The sequence below is a fragment of the Streptomyces alkaliphilus genome (assembly GCF_014141535.1).
GTDB classification, from domain to species: domain Bacteria; phylum Actinomycetota; class Actinomycetes; order Streptomycetales; family Streptomycetaceae; genus Streptomyces; species Streptomyces alkaliphilus.
Genome location: NZ_VKHT01000033.1, coordinates 1 through 15,266, shown reverse-complemented (window position 1 = coordinate 15,266; position 15,266 = coordinate 1). Strand labels below are relative to the sequence as shown.

Here is a 15,266-nt window from a genome sequence, read left to right as displayed (position 1 = left end):
GGCCGGGCCGTCTCGACCGGGGGCGCCCCACCACCCGGGGCCGGTCGGGGACTATCCGGCGTCCGCCTCCGCCCCGGCCGCCTCCGACTCCGGTTCGCCCACCGTCGCCACCTCCCCGGCGGCCTCCGGCCCCCGCTCCAGCAGCACGGCGAACCCGTCCTCGTCCAGCACCGGCACCTTGGCCTGCACGGCCTTGTCGTACTTCGAGCCGGGGTTCTCCCCCACCACCACGAAGCCGGTCTTCTTCGACACCGATCCGGTGACCTTGGCACCGAGCCCCTGCAGCGCCTCCTTGGCGCCGTCCCGGGTCCACCGCGCCAGGGTGCCGGTGACCACGACCGTGACGCTCTCCAACGGACGTGGGCCGGTCTCCTCCCCGCCCTCCTCGGCCATCCGCACCCCGGCGGCCCGCCACCGCTCGACGATCTCCCGGTGCCAGTCCTCGGCGAACCACTCCTTCACCGAGGCGGCCACCGTCGGGCCGACACCCTCGACGGCGGCCAGCTCCTCCTCGCTCGCCTCCGCGACGCGGTCGATCGAGCGGAACTCACGGGCCAGTTCGCGGGCCGCGACCGGGCCCACGTGCCGGATGGACAGCCCGGCGAGGATCCGCTCCAGGGGACGGTCCCGCGCCTTGTCGATGGCCTCCAGCATGGCCACGGTGTTCTTCTTCGGCTCGCCCTCCTTGTTGGCGAAGAAGCTGACCACTTTCGGCTCACCGGTCTCCGGGTCCCGCTTGGGCAGGCCGGTGTCCATGTCCAGCACGTGGGTGCGGATCGGCAGCAACTCCTCCAGCCGCAGGTCGAACAACCCGCCCTCGTCCCGCAGCGGCGGCTCGGCCGGCTCCAGCGGCTGGGTCAGCGCGGTGGCGGCGACGTACCCGAAGTTGTCGATGTCCAGGCACTTGCGGCCCGCCAGGTAGAACAGCCGCTCGCGCAACTGCGCGGGGCAGGAGCGGGCGTTGGGACAGCGCAGGTCCACGTCCCCCTCCTTCATCGGCCGCAGCGGGGTGCCGCACTCGGGGCAGTCGGCGGGCATCACGAACTCCCGCTCGGTGCCGTCCCGCAGGTCGGCGACCGGCCCCAGGATCTCGGGGATGACGTCCCCGGCCTTGCGCAGCGCCACGGTGTCACCGATCAGCACACCCTTGGCCTTCACCACGTCCTGGTTGTGCAGGGTGGCGAACTCGACCTCCGAACCGGCCACCGTCACCGGCTCCACCACCGCGTACGGGGTGACCCGACCGGTGCGACCCACCCCGACCCGGATGTCCACCAGGCGGGTGTTGACCTCCTCCGGCGGGTACTTCCAGGCGATCGCCCAGCGCGGCGCGCGCGAGGTGCTGCCCATCCGGCCCTGGAGCGGGATCTCGTCCACCTTGACGACGACGCCGTCGATCTCGTGCTCCACCGCGTGCCGGTGCTCGCCGTGGTACGCGATGAACTCGCGGACCTCCTGCGGGGTCTCCACCACCCGGGCGGCCCGGGCCGTCGGCAGGCCCCAACCCTGCAACAGGTCGTAGGCCTGCGAGAGCCGGTCGATGTCGAAGCCCTCGCGGGCACCGATGCCGTGGACGACCATCTGCAGCGGTCGGCCAGCGGTGACCCGGGGGTCCTTCTGCCGCAGCGAACCGGCCGCCGCGTTGCGCGGGTTGGCGAAGGGCTTCTCGCCGGCCTCCACCAGGCGGGCGTTCAGTTCCTGGAAGCGCTCCATCGAGAAGAAGACCTCGCCGCGGATCTCCACCAACTCCGGGATCCGCTCACCCTCCAGCCGCAGCGGGATCTCGTCGATGGTGCGGACGTTGGGGGTGATGTCCTCGCCCGTGTACCCGTCACCCCGGGTGGCGGCACGGGTCAACCGGCCGTGCTCGTAGGTGAGGTTGACCGCCAGGCCGTCCACCTTCAGCTCGCACAGGTAGTGGTACCGGATGCCCCGCAGCTCCTCGGCGACCCGGTCCGCCCACGCCGACAGCTCCTCGTCGTCGAAGGCGTTGTCCAGCGACAACATCCGCTCGCGGTGCTCGACGGAGGTGAACTCGGTCTCGTAGCTGCCCGCCACCCGCTGGGTCGGGGAGTCGGGGGTGCGCAGCTCCGGATACGCCTCCTCCAGCTCCTTCAGCTCGACCATCAGCGCGTCGAAGGCGGCGTCGCTGATGGTCGGGGTCTCCACGTAGTAACGGAAGCGGTGCTCCTCGACCTGCTCGGCGATGCGGGCGTGCCGCTCGCGGGCCTCCGGGGGGGTGGCCGCGCCGGCAAAGGCCCCGTCGAGGGAGGGCCCGCCGCCGGTCCGGAGGACTCCCGCGTCCGCCGGGCCCCCCTCGCCTCCGGAGGTCGGCGGGGTGTCCACTCGGTCTTCGGCGGCGGTCACGTCGGCTCTCCCGTCACTCGGGGTTGTCGGCAAGGGATCGGGCGGCCCGGACGCAGTGGGCGAGCGCGGCCCGGGCGTACGCCGGCGAGGCGCCCGCCAGCCCGCACGCCGGGGTGACCACCACGGACTCCGGAAGGAGCGCCGGTGACAGCCCCGGTCCACGCCACAACGACCTGACACCCATGACGGTAGCGCCGGGGTCCGACAACGCCCCGGGATCCACGCCGTCGCCGGGCAGGACACCGGTGAAGAGGGTGGTGCCGGCCTCCACGCTCTCCGCCACGGCGTCGTACTCGCGTTCCGTGAGCAGCGAGAGGTCGAAGGAGACGCCGTGCGCGCCGGCGCGGCGCAGCAGGGCGAAGGGCACATCCGGGGCACAGCTGTGCACCACGACCGGGACCCCGACGGAGTCGATCACCCGCCGCAGTCCTTCCTCGACCTCCTGCCGGTCCACCGCCCGGTGGGTGCGGTATCCGCTGGCGGTCGGCACCCGGCCGCGCAGCACCGACACCAGGGAGGGCTCGTCGAGTTGCAGCACCGGCTTCGCCCCGGGAACGCGTCGGCGCACCGTGGCCACGAGGTCGATCGCCGCCTCGGCCAGCGCGGCGACCAGGTCACGGCGCGCGCCGTGATCGCCGACCATCGCCTCCCCGTTGCGGCGTTCCAGGGTCGCGGCCAGCGTCCAGGGGCCGACCACCGCGACCTTGAGCGCGCCGGACCACCCCTGAGTGAACTCCTCCAGGGTGTCCAGGTCCTCCGAGAGCCGGTCCCGGGCGCGGCGCGAGTCGCGCCCCGGTCGGTCGGCGATCCGCCACCCGCTGGGTTCCACCCGGGCATGCAGGTCGGGCAGCAGACCGATGGTGCGGCCGATCATGTCGGCCCCGGGGCCACGGGCGGGCAGTTCGGGGAGGAACGGCAGCGCGGGAAGCGTCTCCAGCACCATCCGGGCGGTCTCCCGGACGTCCGTGCCGGGCATCGAACCGACACCGGTGGCGGCGGCCGGGCCCCATGGACGGGGGTCGAACACCCCGGGGCTCCCGTCGGTCGGGTCGGTGGTCTCGGTGGTGGCTCCCGGTCCGGACCCGGGCGCGGCGGCGGCGTTCACGAGCCGAGATCCTATGAGGTCGTCGGGGTGCGCCGACGCCGCGGGGCGCTCCGGCGGGTCGAACTCAGGCGCCGGGACGCACACTCAGGTCCAGAACCTCCGCCGGGCGCGGCAGGTCCAGGGCCATCAGGATCGTCTCGGCCACGGCGGACGGCGGCATCCACTCCCCGGCGTCGTACTCCCGCCCCTCCAGACGGTGCACCCGCTCCTGCATCGGGGTGGCGGTGCGGCCGGGGTACACGGAGGTCACCCGCAGGCCGTGCTCCCGCTCCTCCGCGCGCAGCGCGTCGGCGAGTGCCTTGAGACCGTGCTTGCTCGCGGCGTACGCGGCCCAGTAGGGGTTGGCCCGCAGCCCCGCGCCGGAGTTGACGAAGACGACGTGTCCGCAGGCGCGGCGCAGGGCGGGCAGCAGGAGGCGGGTGATCTCGGCGGGAGAGGTGAGGTTGACGTTCAGGACCGCCTGCCAGGTCGCGACCCGTAGTTCGGCGATCGGCCTCAGGTTCACGGCACCGGCGCTGTGGATCAGGCCGTCGATCCGTTCGGGCAGTTCCTGGTCGGCCAGTGCCCGTTCCATCCGGTCGGGGTGCTCGAGGTCGCAGGCGATGGTGCGGGCCCCGGGGAAGCGCTCGCGCAGTTCGTCGGCGCGGGCGGTGTCCCGGGCCCAGAGCCACAGCTCGTCGCCGCGCTCCGCGAGCCGTTCGGTCAGGGTGGCGCCGATGCCGGAGCCGGCACCGGTGATCACGTGGGTTGCCATGCGGCCATGGTGTCGCACCGCACCGGTCCTGCGGCCACCGCCCTCGGCCGACCAGCGCTCACCCACCCGTTCGGAGGGGACCCGCCCCGGTTTTCCCGCACGGGGTCGGCGAAGGCCACGGGCCCCGCGGGGTTCGCCGGTGGACCGGCCCACCGGCCGGTGAGCGGCGGCCCGACCCGGTGGTGTCCGTGGTGTCCGTGGTGCCCGCCGAGGCCGTCTCCTCCCCGACCCCACCGTCGGACCGACCGGTCCGACGCGACCTCAGCGGACCAGGGGGGAGGCGCGGGTGACGAACGCCTCGATCGCCTCCCGGGCCTCCTGGTCGCGCCGTCGGTGCTCGTCCTCCTCCCCGGCGGTGGAGATCTCCCGGGTGTTGACGTAGGCCCGGTCGGCGGCGAGGAGGACCTCGGCGTCGGTGGTGAGCAGCTTGACCCGGTAGAGCGCCTGGCGGGCCGCGGTGCGCAGGTGGTGGGCCCGGTCCCGGGCGGCGGTGTACTCCGGACCCTCGGGATCGCGCCGCTTGCCGTACCACCGATCCGCCTGACCCCGCCGGTACTCCTCCGCCGCCCCCGCGAAGGCGCTGTAGCAGTCGATGCGCTCCCGCCGCAGCGCCTCGGAACGCGTGAACTCCTCACCGCGCACGGCCGCGCGCCGCTGGAAATGGTGGGTGATCATCACACCGAGCAGCGTTCCGGCGACCGCCACGACACTGGTCCAGATGGCTTCCACGCTCCCAGTTGATCACAACTGCCGTGTTCCCGGGGAGGGTTCGGGTTCGGGCTCGGGTTCGGCAACGAGGGGGATCGCCCGGCGCCCGCCGCCGACCCGCCGGGGCGGGACCCGGTCGGTGCCGGGCCCGGCGGGGATAATCCGGAGAAGGCCCCGCCCCGGGGCCCCACCGTTCCGCCGACCATCCGGGAGCACCATGCGCATCGCGCTCGCCCAAACCCTGTCGGGCACCGACCCCGCCGGGAACCTCACGCTGCTCACCGAACGGGCCGAGGATGCGGCCGGGGCCGGGGCCCGGGTGCTGGTACTGCCCGAGGCCGCCATGGTCCGCTTCGGCGTGCCCCTCGAACCGGTCGCCGAACCCCTGGACGGCCCCTGGGCCGAGGGGGTGCGGAAGGTCGCCGAACGCACGGGACTGCTGGTAGTGGCGGGGATGTTCACCCCCTCCCCCGACGGTCGGGTGCGCAACACCCTGCTGATCACCGGCGCCGGGGTGGATACCCGGTACGACAAGCTGCACCTCTACGACGCGTTCGGCTTCCGGGAGTCCGACCGGGTGGCACCCGGTGACCGCACCGTCACCGTGGAGGTGGACGGCCTGCGGATCGGCTTCGCCACCTGCTACGACCTCCGCTTCCCCGAGCTGTTCCGGAAGTTGGCCGGGGACGGTGCCGAACTGATCGTGGTGCCCGCCTCCTGGGGCGCCGGGGCGGGCAAGGTGGAGCAGTGGGAGGTGCTGGCCCGCGCCCGGGCCCTGGACAGCGGCTGCTGGGTGGCCGCCTGCGACCAGGCCGACCCCGCCTCGGTGGGCGAGGAGGCGGGACGGGCACCCACCGGGGTGGGACACAGCGCGGTGGTGGACCCGTTCGGCGCCGTGCACGCCCGGCTCGGGGCCGAGCCGGGCCTGCTGGTCACCGACATCGACCCGGAGCGCGTGACCGCCGCCCGCGACGCGATCGGCGTGCTCGCCAACGCCCGCCTGTCGTTGCCCGACGGGGCGTGAGCGACGCCCGTCCGTACCGCCGGCCCACCCGGTGTCAGCCGGCGGTGCCGGCCCGGGCCCGGGTGGTGGCGGCGATGGTGCCCGAGCCGACGACCCGGGTGCCGTCGTAGAGCACGACGGCCTGGCCCGGCGCCACGCCGCGCACCGGCCGCTCGAACCGCACCCGCAGCTCGTCGCCCTCCGCCTCGGCGGTGACCGGCACCTCCTCGCCGTGCGCCCGCAGCTGGGCGGTGTAGGCGCCCGGCCCGGTCGGCGGGGTGCCGCACCAGCGCGGGCGGATCGCGGTCAGCTCCGCGATCTCCAGGGCCTCCGCCGGGCCGACGGTGACGGTGTTGTTCACCGGGGAGATGTCCAGCACGTACCGGGGGCGACCGTCCGGCGCCGGGCGGCCGATGCGCAGGCCCTTGCGCTGGCCGATGGTGAAGCCGGTGGCGCCGTCGTGGGAGCCGACCCGGTTGCCGTCCTCGTCGAGGATGTCGCCCTCGGCGGCGCCCAGACGGTTCGCGAGGAAGCCCCGGGTGTCGCCGTCTGCGATGAAGCAGATGTCGTGGCTGTCGGGCTTCGCGGCGACTGCCAGGCCGCGCCGCTCGGCCTCGGCGCGGATCTCGTCCTTGGTGGTGAGGGTGTCCCCGAGCGGGAACAGGGCGTGCGCGAGCTGCCGCTCGTCCAGCACCCCGAGCACGTAGGACTGGTCCTTGGTCTGGTCGGAGGCGCGGTGCAGCTCGCGGCGACCGTCTGGGCCGGTGACGATCGTGGCGTAGTGCCCGGTGCACACCGCGTCGAACCCGAGGGCGAGGGCCTTGTCCAGCAGCGCGGCGAACTTGATCTTCTCGTTGCAGCGCAGGCAGGGATTGGGGGTGCGGCCCGCGCGGTACTCGGCGACGAAGTCGTCCACCACCTCGGCCCGGAACCGCTCGGCCATGTCCCAGATGTAGAAGGGGATGCCGATGACGTCGGCGGCCCGGCGGGCGTCGCGGGAGTCCTCGATGGTGCAGCAGCCCCGGGCGCCGGTGCGGAAGGACTGGGGGTTCGCGGAGAGCGCGAGGTGGACGCCGGTGACGTCGTGCCCGGCCTCGGCGGCCCGGGCGGCGGCGACGGCGGAGTCCACGCCGCCGGACATGGCGGCGAGCACGCGCAGACGGGGGGCGGGGGTCATCACGCCCTCCAGGGTACGGGCCCGGCGGCGGCGCCCCCGCCGCCGGGAGGGTCAGGACAGACCGGCGCCCCGGGCCCGCTCGACGGCCGGGCCGATCGCCTCGGCGAGCGCCTTCACGTCCTCCCGGACGGAGGTGTGGCCGAGCGAGAAGCGCAGGGTGCCCCGGGCGAGATCCGGGTCGGCGCCGGTGGCCAGCACGACGTGGCTGGGCTGGGCGATGCCGGCGGTGCAGGCGGAGCCGGTGGAGCACTCGACACCGGCGGCGTCCAGCAGGAGCAGCAGGGAGTCGCCCTCGCAGCCGGGGAAGGCGAAGTTCGCGTTGGCCGGCAGCCGGCCCACCGGGTCGGGGTCCCCGTTGAGCACCGCGTCGGGCACGGCGGTCCGCACGGCGTCGATCAACTCGTCCCGCAGCGCGCCGATGTCACGGGCGAACTCCTCGCGGCGGGCCGACGCCAACTCGGCGGCGACCGCGAACCCGGCCACGGCGGGCACGTCGAGGGTGCCGGAGCGCACGTCCCGTTCCTGGCCACCGCCGTGCAGCACCGGGGTGGGGGTCCAGTCGCGGCCCAACAGCAGGGCCCCGATGCCGGGCGGGCCGCCGACCTTGTGCCCGGAGACGGTGAGCGCGGCGACACCGGAGGCGGCGAAGTCGACGGGAAGCTGTCCGAAGGCCTGGACCGCGTCGGAGTGCAGCGGGATGCCGTGCTCGGCCGCGACGGCGGCCAGCTCGGTGATCGGCTGGATCGTGCCGATCTCGTTGTTGGCCCACATGACGGTGATCAATGCCACGTCGTCGGGATTCCGCTCGACGGCCTCGCGCAGCGCCCCGGGGTGCACCCGACCCACGCCGTCCACCGGCAGCCACTCCACGACGGCGCCCTCGTGGTCCGCGAGCCAGTGCACGGGGTCCAGCACCGCGTGGTGCTCGACGGGACCGGCCAACACCCGGACGCGACGCGGGTCGGCGTCGCGGCGGGCCCAGTACAGACCCTTGACGGCCAGGTTGTCGGCCTCGGTGCCGCCGGAGGTGAACACCACCTCCCCCGGGCGGGCGCCGAGGGCGGCGGCGATGCGTTCGCGCCCCTCCTCGACCGTGCGCCGGGCGCGACGCCCGGCCGCGTGCAGCGCGGATGCGTTGCCGACCAGCGCCAGCTGCTCGGTCATCGCGGCGATGGCCTCGGGCAGCATGGGGGTGGTGGCGGCGTGGTCGAGATACGGCATGGTGATCCCGATTCTACGTTCCGGAACGGAACCGTCCGGCTGCCGATGGCGTTCTTCCAGCCGGAGGGGACATGAACTGGACCGGGGACGACCCCACGCGGTACCCGCACGGCGGCGCGGCGGGCCGGCCGCCCGCCGAGGGCGGCCCCGGGGACGGCCGGGCGGGCGGCGGGCACCGCTCGCCCGCCGGGCCGAGCCGGCGCGGGCTGCTGATCGGCGGGGCCGCGCTGGTGGCCGGCGCGGGCGCGGCATACGCCGGCCGCGATGAGCTGGCCCGCCTGTGGTGGCTGTACTCGGGCGCGACCGAGCCGCGTGTGGAGGGCGAGGTGGACCACCCGGGCGCGGAGTGGATCCCCGCCGCGAGCGGCAACTACCGGCGGGCGAACCGGCCGCGCGACTACCCCATCGACCGGGTGGTGATCCACATGCCGGAGGCCACCTACCCCATCACGCTGCGGGTCTTCCAGGACTCCTCGCACCGGGCCGCGACGCACTACGTGCTGCGGTCGGAGGACGGGCACGTGGCGCAGCTGGCGCGGGAGCTGGACGTGGCCTTCCACGCCGGTGACCGGCCGTTCAACGAACGCAGCATCGGCATCGAGCACGAGGGCTGGGCGGACCAACCGGAGTACCTGACCGAGGAGATGTACGTCTCCTCGGCACGGCTGGTGGCGGGGATCTGCGACCGGTACGACATCCCCCGCGACCGCGAGCACATCGTCGGCCACAACGAGATACCCGGCATCGCCCGCATCTGCCCGGGCCCGCACTGGGACTGGGACCGCTACATCACCATGGTCCGCGAGGTCTGAGCCCCCCACCGGTCGTGGGGGCGGACGGTCCTCCGGGGGAGCGACGCGCCGGCAGGTCGGAGAGGGCGGGGGCGGGAACCAGCCGCTCTCACCCGGGCGCCGAAGACGGTGGCGATTCGGGTCACTCCGAGCCTCGTCGTCTCGCCCTCCACCCGGCGCAGTTCCCCACGGGTCCGGCTCTTCCGGAGCGGGCGATGACGTGCCGGACCGTCGGAGACACGCACCGGCACGGCTCCCGGTGATCACAGGGTGACCGGGGCCGTGCCGTGTCCCTTCTCCCGCTCTCGTGTTGTCACTCGTCCCATGCCTGAATCATGGTGTGTTCGGTGATCCTGCCGTCGCGCAGCCTCATCATCGACTGACCCAGGACCCGGACCCCGTCGGGGTACTCGCAGGCCTCACTGAAGGCCGCGCGATCGCCCTGGACGACGCAGTCCTCCATCTTGTGGGTCATGTCGCGGCTGTAGACGTCCTCGAGCATGGCTGCGATCTCGTCGCGACCGTGCAACACCCGCGGGTGGCTGGGTTGCGCGGTGCGGTCCACCACGCGCAGTTCGGCGTCCTCGGCGTAGAGCGACAGGAGGGTCTTCGGGTCGCCCTCCACGCCTCGACGCAACGTATCGGCGTCGAAGGGGGAACGTGTCGCGGTACCCATCGTGATCTCCTTCCCGGGCCGCGGCCCACGGGGGACGCGGGCCGCGAAAGGCCTCTCCCACGAGCCTACTCCGCGAGGACGAGCGCGCCCGTCGGGCGAGGGCGCGGGTTTTCCGGTGCAGTCCGTTCCGTTCGTCCCAATCATCGAGGCCGGAGGGCTCCGGCCAGGCCACCACCTCCAACCGGGGCAGACCGAGACGGGGCGCGAGCCACTCGTTCGCGTCCTCCATCCAGGTCGTCGCCCACACCAACTCGCATGGGAGTGCCGCCGGTCGGGGGCCGTGCCGGGGATCGAGCCGGCGCAGGAGCGGATTCGCGTCGACGGTGGGAGGTTCGGCGCCCGTGGGGTGGGAGGGGTACGCGACCCGGGCGCCCCTCCGAAGGGGATCAACGGGCCGTCGACGTCGAGGAAGAGCACTGCACGCCGCGCGGAACCGCTCATGTGGGCACGATAGCGGTGGTCTCCATCGGCGACCGTCTCGATGACCGGTGGGGCGTGAACCCCGGGTTCCGGCGGAGCTCGGCGAGGTGGCGCCCGTTCACCGGAGTACCCTGCCCGCATGATTCGCGCCGTGGCCCCGGATGTGGGGGAAACCCTCACCCGTGATGATCGGTACTGGTCGTCCCGGGCCGACTGGCTCGGGGTGCCCCGACACACCCTCTCCGCCCTGGTGGGCGCCGTCGTCGCGCAGGGAAGGGACAACTCGGACGCCGTGCGCCTGTTGCGTCCCGACATCGATCCGGCCGCCGAGTACATCGCGCGGGAGACCGCCGGCCGAGGGGAGTATCCGGATGAGAGCGATCTGTACCAGGATGTTCGACCGGCCCTGACCGCCCTGCGCAGGACCGGTGTGAGAGTGGTGGTGGCCGGAAATCAGACGGTTCGGGCCGGAGAACTGCTACGCGGTCTCGGCCTCCCGGTGGACGCCGTGGCCACATCCGGTGATTGGGGCGTATCGAAGCCGGATCCCGAGTTCTTCGGAAAAGTAGTGAAGCCGGCAGGTGTCCGGGCCCCGCATCAGGTGCTCTATGTGGGCGACCATCCGGCCAATGACATTTATCCCGCTCGGGAAGCGGGGTTGTCGACCGCCCACCTGAGACGCGGCCCATGGGGTCACCTGTGGGCCGACGACCCCACGGTGAGAGCTGCCGCCGACTGGTCCATCGAATCCCTGTACGACCTGATCCCCTTCATGGGAAAGAGCAACCGGGTCACGGTCTCCGAACCCCCCGACCGGGACGAGGTCCCGGGAACGCAGAGTCCCCGAAGCGGGGGGACCGGTGCGTGTTCTCCCGCATACTGACGGTGTCGAGCCGTCCAGAGAGGGGCAAGGCCATGACTTCCCACCCCGCTCCCCCCGTCGGTCCGGACCCGGAGTCCATCGCCTTCGGTCAGCGTCTTCAACTGCTGCGCACCGGCCGGGGCATGTCCCGCCCCGTTCTCGCCGGGCTGATGGGCAGGTCCACGAGTTGGCTCAAGCAGATCGAGCGCGGGGAGTTGCGAACTCCCCGCCTGCCGGTGATCCTCCGTTTCGCCGAGGTGCTGCGGGTGCGCGACCTCTCCGAGTTGACCGGGGACCAACGCCTACCCGTCGCGTTGTTCTCCGGCCCGGGGCACACCGCGCTGGAATCCGTCCGGAGCGCCATCGACGCCTTTCCCCTGGATGAGGGACCCGCGCCTTCCCCCGCCCACCTGCGTCTCCGTCTCGACCGGGCGTGGGCCGCCCGGCATTCGGCACCCGATCACCGCACCGTGGTCGGAGCCCTGTTGCCCGATCTCATCCGGGACGCCCGGGCGGCGGTCCGGCAGGTCGAGGAGCCCGCCGAACGGCGTGCGGCCGAGGCGGTTCTGTCGGAGGTCTATGCCCTGGCCCAGTTCTTCCTCGCCTATCAGGGCGATGGTTCCCTGCTGTGGCGGGTCGCCGAGCGGGGCATGGTGGCGGCTCAGGAGTCGAATGATCCGCACACCGTGGCCGTTGCCGCGTGGCTGCTGGCCGAGGCCCACCGGGATTCCGGCCACGCCCACCTGGACGCGGCGGAGGAGATCACGCGGGGAGCGCTGGAGTACCTGGAGCCCCTGCTTCCCGACGCCTCCGAAAAGGAGGTGTCCATGGCCGGCGCTCTGTACGCGGCGTCCGGATACACCGCCGCCCGGCGCGGGGACGCGGGCACGGCATGGGGGCACTGGGACAGGGCCGAGGGCATCGCCCGACGTCTTCCGGCGTCCCACTACCACCCGATCACCAGCTTCGGCCGGGCCGTGATGGGGGCGCACGCCGTCACCATCGCCGTGGAACTCCACGCCGCAGGCGAGGCCGTCCGGCAGGCAGGGAGAACCGATGGGGCCGCGCTGCCATCCCGCCCACGTCGTGCGCGACATCGGATCGAGGAAGCCCGGGCCCATCACCTGGACGGGCGGGCGGACACGGCCCTCGCGGTGCTGGAGCGGGCGCATGAGAACGCCCCGGAGACCGTGCGCTACAACGGCTACGCCCGTCGCATCCTTCTGGAGGAGTCGGAGTCACGACGACCGGCGCTGCGACGGCGCGCGGCGGCACTGGCGGTGAGGGTCGGTGTGTTGACCGCCTGAACGGGCGTGCGAGGGGCAGATCCCCTGCCCCTCGCCGACAGGAATCACTTCTACCTTGCGTGATCAATCGATCACCAAGGAGGAATCCATGCGTGTCTCCGGACCCATCCACACCGAGCCCGTACGGGGGTTGCGGCGCTGCGCGCGGTGCGGCGACCTGACCCGGGACGGGCTGAGAGCTTTCCATGAGGAGACCGGGGAGCCGGTGTACTTCTGCCCGAAGGCGGCCTGCTGTACCGGGACCGAGGCTCCACCGGAACGAATCCGCCCCGGTGATGCACGGTTCCGGTTCCGGGAGTACGCGATCGAGCCGGATCGGGAGCCGGACGCGGAGGCGATCGGCTTCGCCGGGGAGTGCGCGGTGTGCGAGGAGCGCGGTCCCGCCGGCGGGTCGGTGGAGGACGGGGAAGGCGTCATCGCCTGGATGCTCGGCCACCTGCGGCGGCATCCGGAGCACCTGTCGTACCGGGAGATCGTCACCCGCCCCTACCGGGCCGTCCCCGGGGAGTGGCGATGAGCTCGCCGGCGGGACTTCCGGAGTGGATGGAGGCGGTGGCGATCACCCGCGTCTCCGTCCGTGTCGAGGACCGCGTGGTGGTCGGCGGGGTGCCCATGCGGGTGGTGGACGTGGTGCGCACGCCCACCGGCGTCCGCCTGGACCTCGAAGAGGGGGAACGCCTGTGGCTGACCGCCCGGACCCGGCTGACCGGATTCCGGGAACCGGGCTGCTGAGACCGACCGCTGAGGACAACCCCACGACGGGCCCCGCACGCACGCGGGTCCCGGCGCCGCCCCACCCGGGGTGGCGCCGGGACCCGGCGGTGGCCCGGTCGCTCGCGGTCCGGTCCCACCCGTGGGTACCGGCGCGCGGACCGGCCTCAGCTGCCGTCCTCGGCCTGGAACATCCAGTGGTGCTTCTCGAGGTCGGCGGTGATCTGGATGAACAGGTCCTCGGTCACCGGGTCGGCCTTGCCGACGGAGGCCATGCGCTCGCGCATCCGGGTGACCACCGACGCGAGGGCGTCGACCAGGTGGGCGACGGCGTCGGTGTCCTTCTGCCAGCCCTCGGGAGTGGCCGCGATGCCGGTCGTCTTCGCGACCGTGGAGGCACGGCCGTCGGGGGTGATGCCCAGGGCGGCGGCCCGCTCGGCGACGGTGTCGGAGTAGGTCCGGGCGGTGGCCACGACCTCGTCCAGCTGGAGGTGCACGGTGCGGAACCGGGGGCCGACGACGTTCCAGTGGGTCTGCTTGGCGACCAGCGAGAGGTCCACCAGGTCCACCAGCGCACCCTGGAGCGTCTCGCCGACGACCTTCAGCGACTCGTCCGGCAGCGTGCTCTTCACGGCATACATCTGGAGCCCTTTCGTCCGGTTTGAGAGCTTCCACCGGCCAGGCTAGCGCCGATGCGCCGGGCCCGCCGGGGGTCGGGGTGCCCCTACCCCGGACAATGGACCCCATGGGTACTTCGCGTCACGCGATCCGGCTCTCGGGGCCCGCCGACCTGGCGGACATCTGCCGAATGGTGAACCACTGGATCACCACCTCGCACGTCAACTTCCGCACCGAGCCGCAGGAGGTCGGCGAGTGGCGGGCGCTGTGGGAGGCGGGGCACGAGTGGTACCCGTGGCTGGTCGCGGTGGAGCCCACCGGGGAGGTCCCGACGGCCGGGGATGGGGCCGAACGGGTGGTGGCGGCCTGTTACGCCGTCCCGTGGAGTCCGCGCGGCGCCTACGCCCGGACGGTCGAGTCGGTGATCTACCTGCGCCCCGAGGCGCACGGCACCGGGTTGGGCCGTCGGCTGTACGAGCTGCTGCTGACGATGCTGGAGGCGCAGGGTTACCGGGCCGTGCACGCGGGTGTGGCGCAGCCGAACCCGGGCAGCGACGGGTTGCACCAAAGGGCCGGTTTCGAGCCGGTGGGCGTCTTCACGGCGGCGGGGTTCAAGAATGGCGAGTGGCGCGACGTGGCCTATTGGCGCCGCTCGCTGGGGCCGGGCGCGAGCGAGCCGCCGGGCGAGCTGCGGTCGGTGGCGAAGGTGGCCGCCGACCTGGGCGTTCCCGGGGCACCGACGACGCCGGGCGCCGGCTGACGGCCCGGACGGTCTCCCGTCGCGGGGTCATGGCCGAAGCCGAGGAGACCGGGGCCCGGCCGCGTGATCGACGCGGCCGGGTCCGGTGGTGTCGGCGCGCGCGGCGCCATCGGCCGGGAGGCGGTCGGCCCCCGGGGACCGGGGGGCTCAGCCGCGCGGGGCGCGGGCGAGCTGGCGGGATTGGGCGACCAGGCGGCCGGCGGAGTCCCACACCTCGCCGTCCTCCTCCAGCAGGCCGCCGGCGAGGTTGCGGGTGGTGAGGGCCACCCGCAGCGGGCCGGGGGCCGGAAGGGCGCGGACGTGGGTGGTCAGCTCGATGGTCGGCACCCAGCCGGAGAGGCCGAGGTCGAAGACGGACGGGGGCAGGGCGTCACCGACCATCAGGAGGGCCAGCGGATCGACGGGGCGGCCGTCGGCGAAGGCGAACCAGCCGCGCGTGCCGGCGCGGCCGGAGGGAACGCCCACGGCCCAGCCGACGCAGTCGGGGTCGAGGCGGCCGGCGAGACGGTGCACGATCGGGGCGTCGCGCACGAACTCCGGCGGCGCGAGATCCATGCCCACGCAGTCCTCGTAGGCGGGGATGTCGGGCATCTCGGCGGTGGTGCGGACCTCTTCGGGCCCGGTGCTCAGGTCGGTGTGGGTGGCCAGCACCCGCAGCCGTTCGACCTCGGTGCCGTCGGGGTCGGTCTGCGTCAGGGAGGCGGTGGCCGTGGAGAGCGTGCGGCCCTCGCGGACGGTCTCCACCCGGATCACGGCCGGGCCGGGGCGGGGGGCGGTGAGGTAGTG

The 15,266-nt window shown here is 73.5% G+C and carries 16 protein-coding genes and 1 pseudogene; 7 read left to right on the top strand and 10 right to left on the bottom strand.

From position 1 onward, the window contains the following. Positions 1-51 precede the first annotated feature (51 nt). From ligA to FNQ90_RS02415, 4 genes are all read right to left on the bottom strand, one after another. Positions 52-2,208: an NAD-dependent DNA ligase LigA gene (ligA, locus tag FNQ90_RS02430; RefSeq protein ID WP_407699297.1), complete on the bottom strand. Its 2,157-nt coding sequence runs from the start codon at positions 2,206-2,208 to the stop codon at positions 52-54. Between the two features lie 172 nt (positions 2,209-2,380). Next, positions 2,381-3,394 (bottom strand): methionine synthase, encoded by a 1,014-nt coding sequence (locus tag FNQ90_RS02425; RefSeq protein WP_323379743.1) that lies wholly within the window; start codon positions 3,392-3,394, stop codon positions 2,381-2,383. A gap of 142 nt (positions 3,395-3,536) precedes the next feature. Continuing rightward, on the bottom strand, positions 3,537-4,226 hold the full coding sequence (locus tag FNQ90_RS02420; protein WP_182604719.1) for an SDR family oxidoreductase: 690 nt from the start codon (positions 4,224-4,226) through the stop codon (positions 3,537-3,539). A gap of 261 nt (positions 4,227-4,487) precedes the next feature. After that, positions 4,488-4,955 carry a hypothetical protein gene (locus FNQ90_RS02415; protein WP_182604718.1) on the bottom strand — a complete coding sequence of 156 codons (468 nt, stop codon included), beginning with the start codon at positions 4,953-4,955 and terminating at the stop codon, positions 4,488-4,490. A 196-nt stretch (positions 4,956-5,151) separates the two neighbouring features. Between FNQ90_RS02415 and FNQ90_RS02410 the strand changes: the two genes are divergently transcribed. Next, complete coding sequence (locus tag FNQ90_RS02410) at positions 5,152-5,958, top strand: carbon-nitrogen hydrolase family protein (RefSeq protein WP_182604717.1); 807 nt, start codon at positions 5,152-5,154, stop codon at positions 5,956-5,958. A gap of 34 nt (positions 5,959-5,992) precedes the next feature. Here the strand turns inward: FNQ90_RS02410 and mnmA are convergent, their stop codons facing one another. Both mnmA and FNQ90_RS02400 read right to left on the bottom strand, forming a co-directional pair. Then, positions 5,993-7,114 carry a tRNA 2-thiouridine(34) synthase MnmA gene (gene mnmA / locus FNQ90_RS02405; RefSeq protein ID WP_182604716.1) on the bottom strand — a complete coding sequence of 374 codons (1,122 nt, stop codon included), beginning with the start codon at positions 7,112-7,114 and terminating at the stop codon, positions 5,993-5,995. Positions 7,115-7,165: 51 nt separating this feature from the next. Next, positions 7,166-8,335 (bottom strand): cysteine desulfurase family protein, encoded by a 1,170-nt coding sequence (locus FNQ90_RS02400; RefSeq protein WP_182604715.1) that lies wholly within the window; start codon positions 8,333-8,335, stop codon positions 7,166-7,168. A gap of 71 nt (positions 8,336-8,406) precedes the next feature. Between FNQ90_RS02400 and FNQ90_RS02395 the strand changes: the two genes are divergently transcribed. Then, a complete protein-coding gene (locus FNQ90_RS02395) occupies positions 8,407-9,147 on the top strand; it encodes an N-acetylmuramoyl-L-alanine amidase (protein WP_182604714.1) in 741 nt (246 codons plus the stop codon). Between the two features lie 292 nt (positions 9,148-9,439). Here the strand turns inward: FNQ90_RS02395 and FNQ90_RS02390 are convergent, their stop codons facing one another. Then, positions 9,440-9,802, bottom strand: coding sequence for a nuclear transport factor 2 family protein (locus FNQ90_RS02390; protein WP_182604713.1), 363 nt, complete (start codon positions 9,800-9,802; stop codon positions 9,440-9,442). 85 nt (positions 9,803-9,887) lie between these two features. Next, positions 9,888-10,243: pseudogene (locus FNQ90_RS26950) on the bottom strand (hypothetical protein); the annotation flags it as partial. Positions 10,244-10,361: 118 nt separating this feature from the next. On the opposite strand from FNQ90_RS26950, the gene FNQ90_RS02385 reads away from it, so the two are divergent. The 4 genes from FNQ90_RS02385 (at position 10,362) to FNQ90_RS02370 (ending at position 13,123) form a co-directional block, all read left to right on the top strand. Further along, a complete protein-coding gene (locus FNQ90_RS02385; protein WP_182604712.1) occupies positions 10,362-11,105 on the top strand; it encodes an HAD family hydrolase in 744 nt (247 codons plus the stop codon). 32 nt (positions 11,106-11,137) lie between these two features. After that, entirely contained in the window at positions 11,138-12,391 is a 1,254-nt protein-coding gene (locus FNQ90_RS02380) for a helix-turn-helix domain-containing protein (RefSeq protein ID WP_182604711.1), read from the top strand. 88 nt (positions 12,392-12,479) lie between these two features. Beyond that, entirely contained in the window at positions 12,480-12,908 is a 429-nt protein-coding gene (locus FNQ90_RS28340) for a DUF7848 domain-containing protein (RefSeq protein ID WP_323379741.1), read from the top strand. Beyond that, positions 12,905-13,123, top strand: a complete 219-nt coding sequence (locus FNQ90_RS02370; protein WP_182604710.1) for a hypothetical protein — start codon at positions 12,905-12,907, stop codon at positions 13,121-13,123. Before FNQ90_RS28340 ends, FNQ90_RS02370 begins: the two co-directional genes overlap by 4 nt. Positions 13,124-13,269: 146 nt before the next feature. Here the strand turns inward: FNQ90_RS02370 and FNQ90_RS02365 are convergent, their stop codons facing one another. Further along, complete coding sequence (locus tag FNQ90_RS02365; protein ID WP_182604709.1) at positions 13,270-13,743, bottom strand: Dps family protein; 474 nt, start codon at positions 13,741-13,743, stop codon at positions 13,270-13,272. A gap of 104 nt (positions 13,744-13,847) precedes the next feature. Here FNQ90_RS02365 and FNQ90_RS02360 point away from each other — a divergent pair, with 104 nt between their 5' ends. Beyond that, entirely contained in the window at positions 13,848-14,480 is a 633-nt protein-coding gene (locus tag FNQ90_RS02360; RefSeq protein WP_182604708.1) for a GNAT family N-acetyltransferase, read from the top strand. Between the two features lie 147 nt (positions 14,481-14,627). Here FNQ90_RS02360 and FNQ90_RS02355 read toward each other — a convergent pair. After that, positions 14,628-15,266, bottom strand: a 639-nt coding sequence (locus FNQ90_RS02355) for a thioesterase family protein (protein ID WP_182604707.1), incomplete at its 5' end; no start/stop codon positions are given.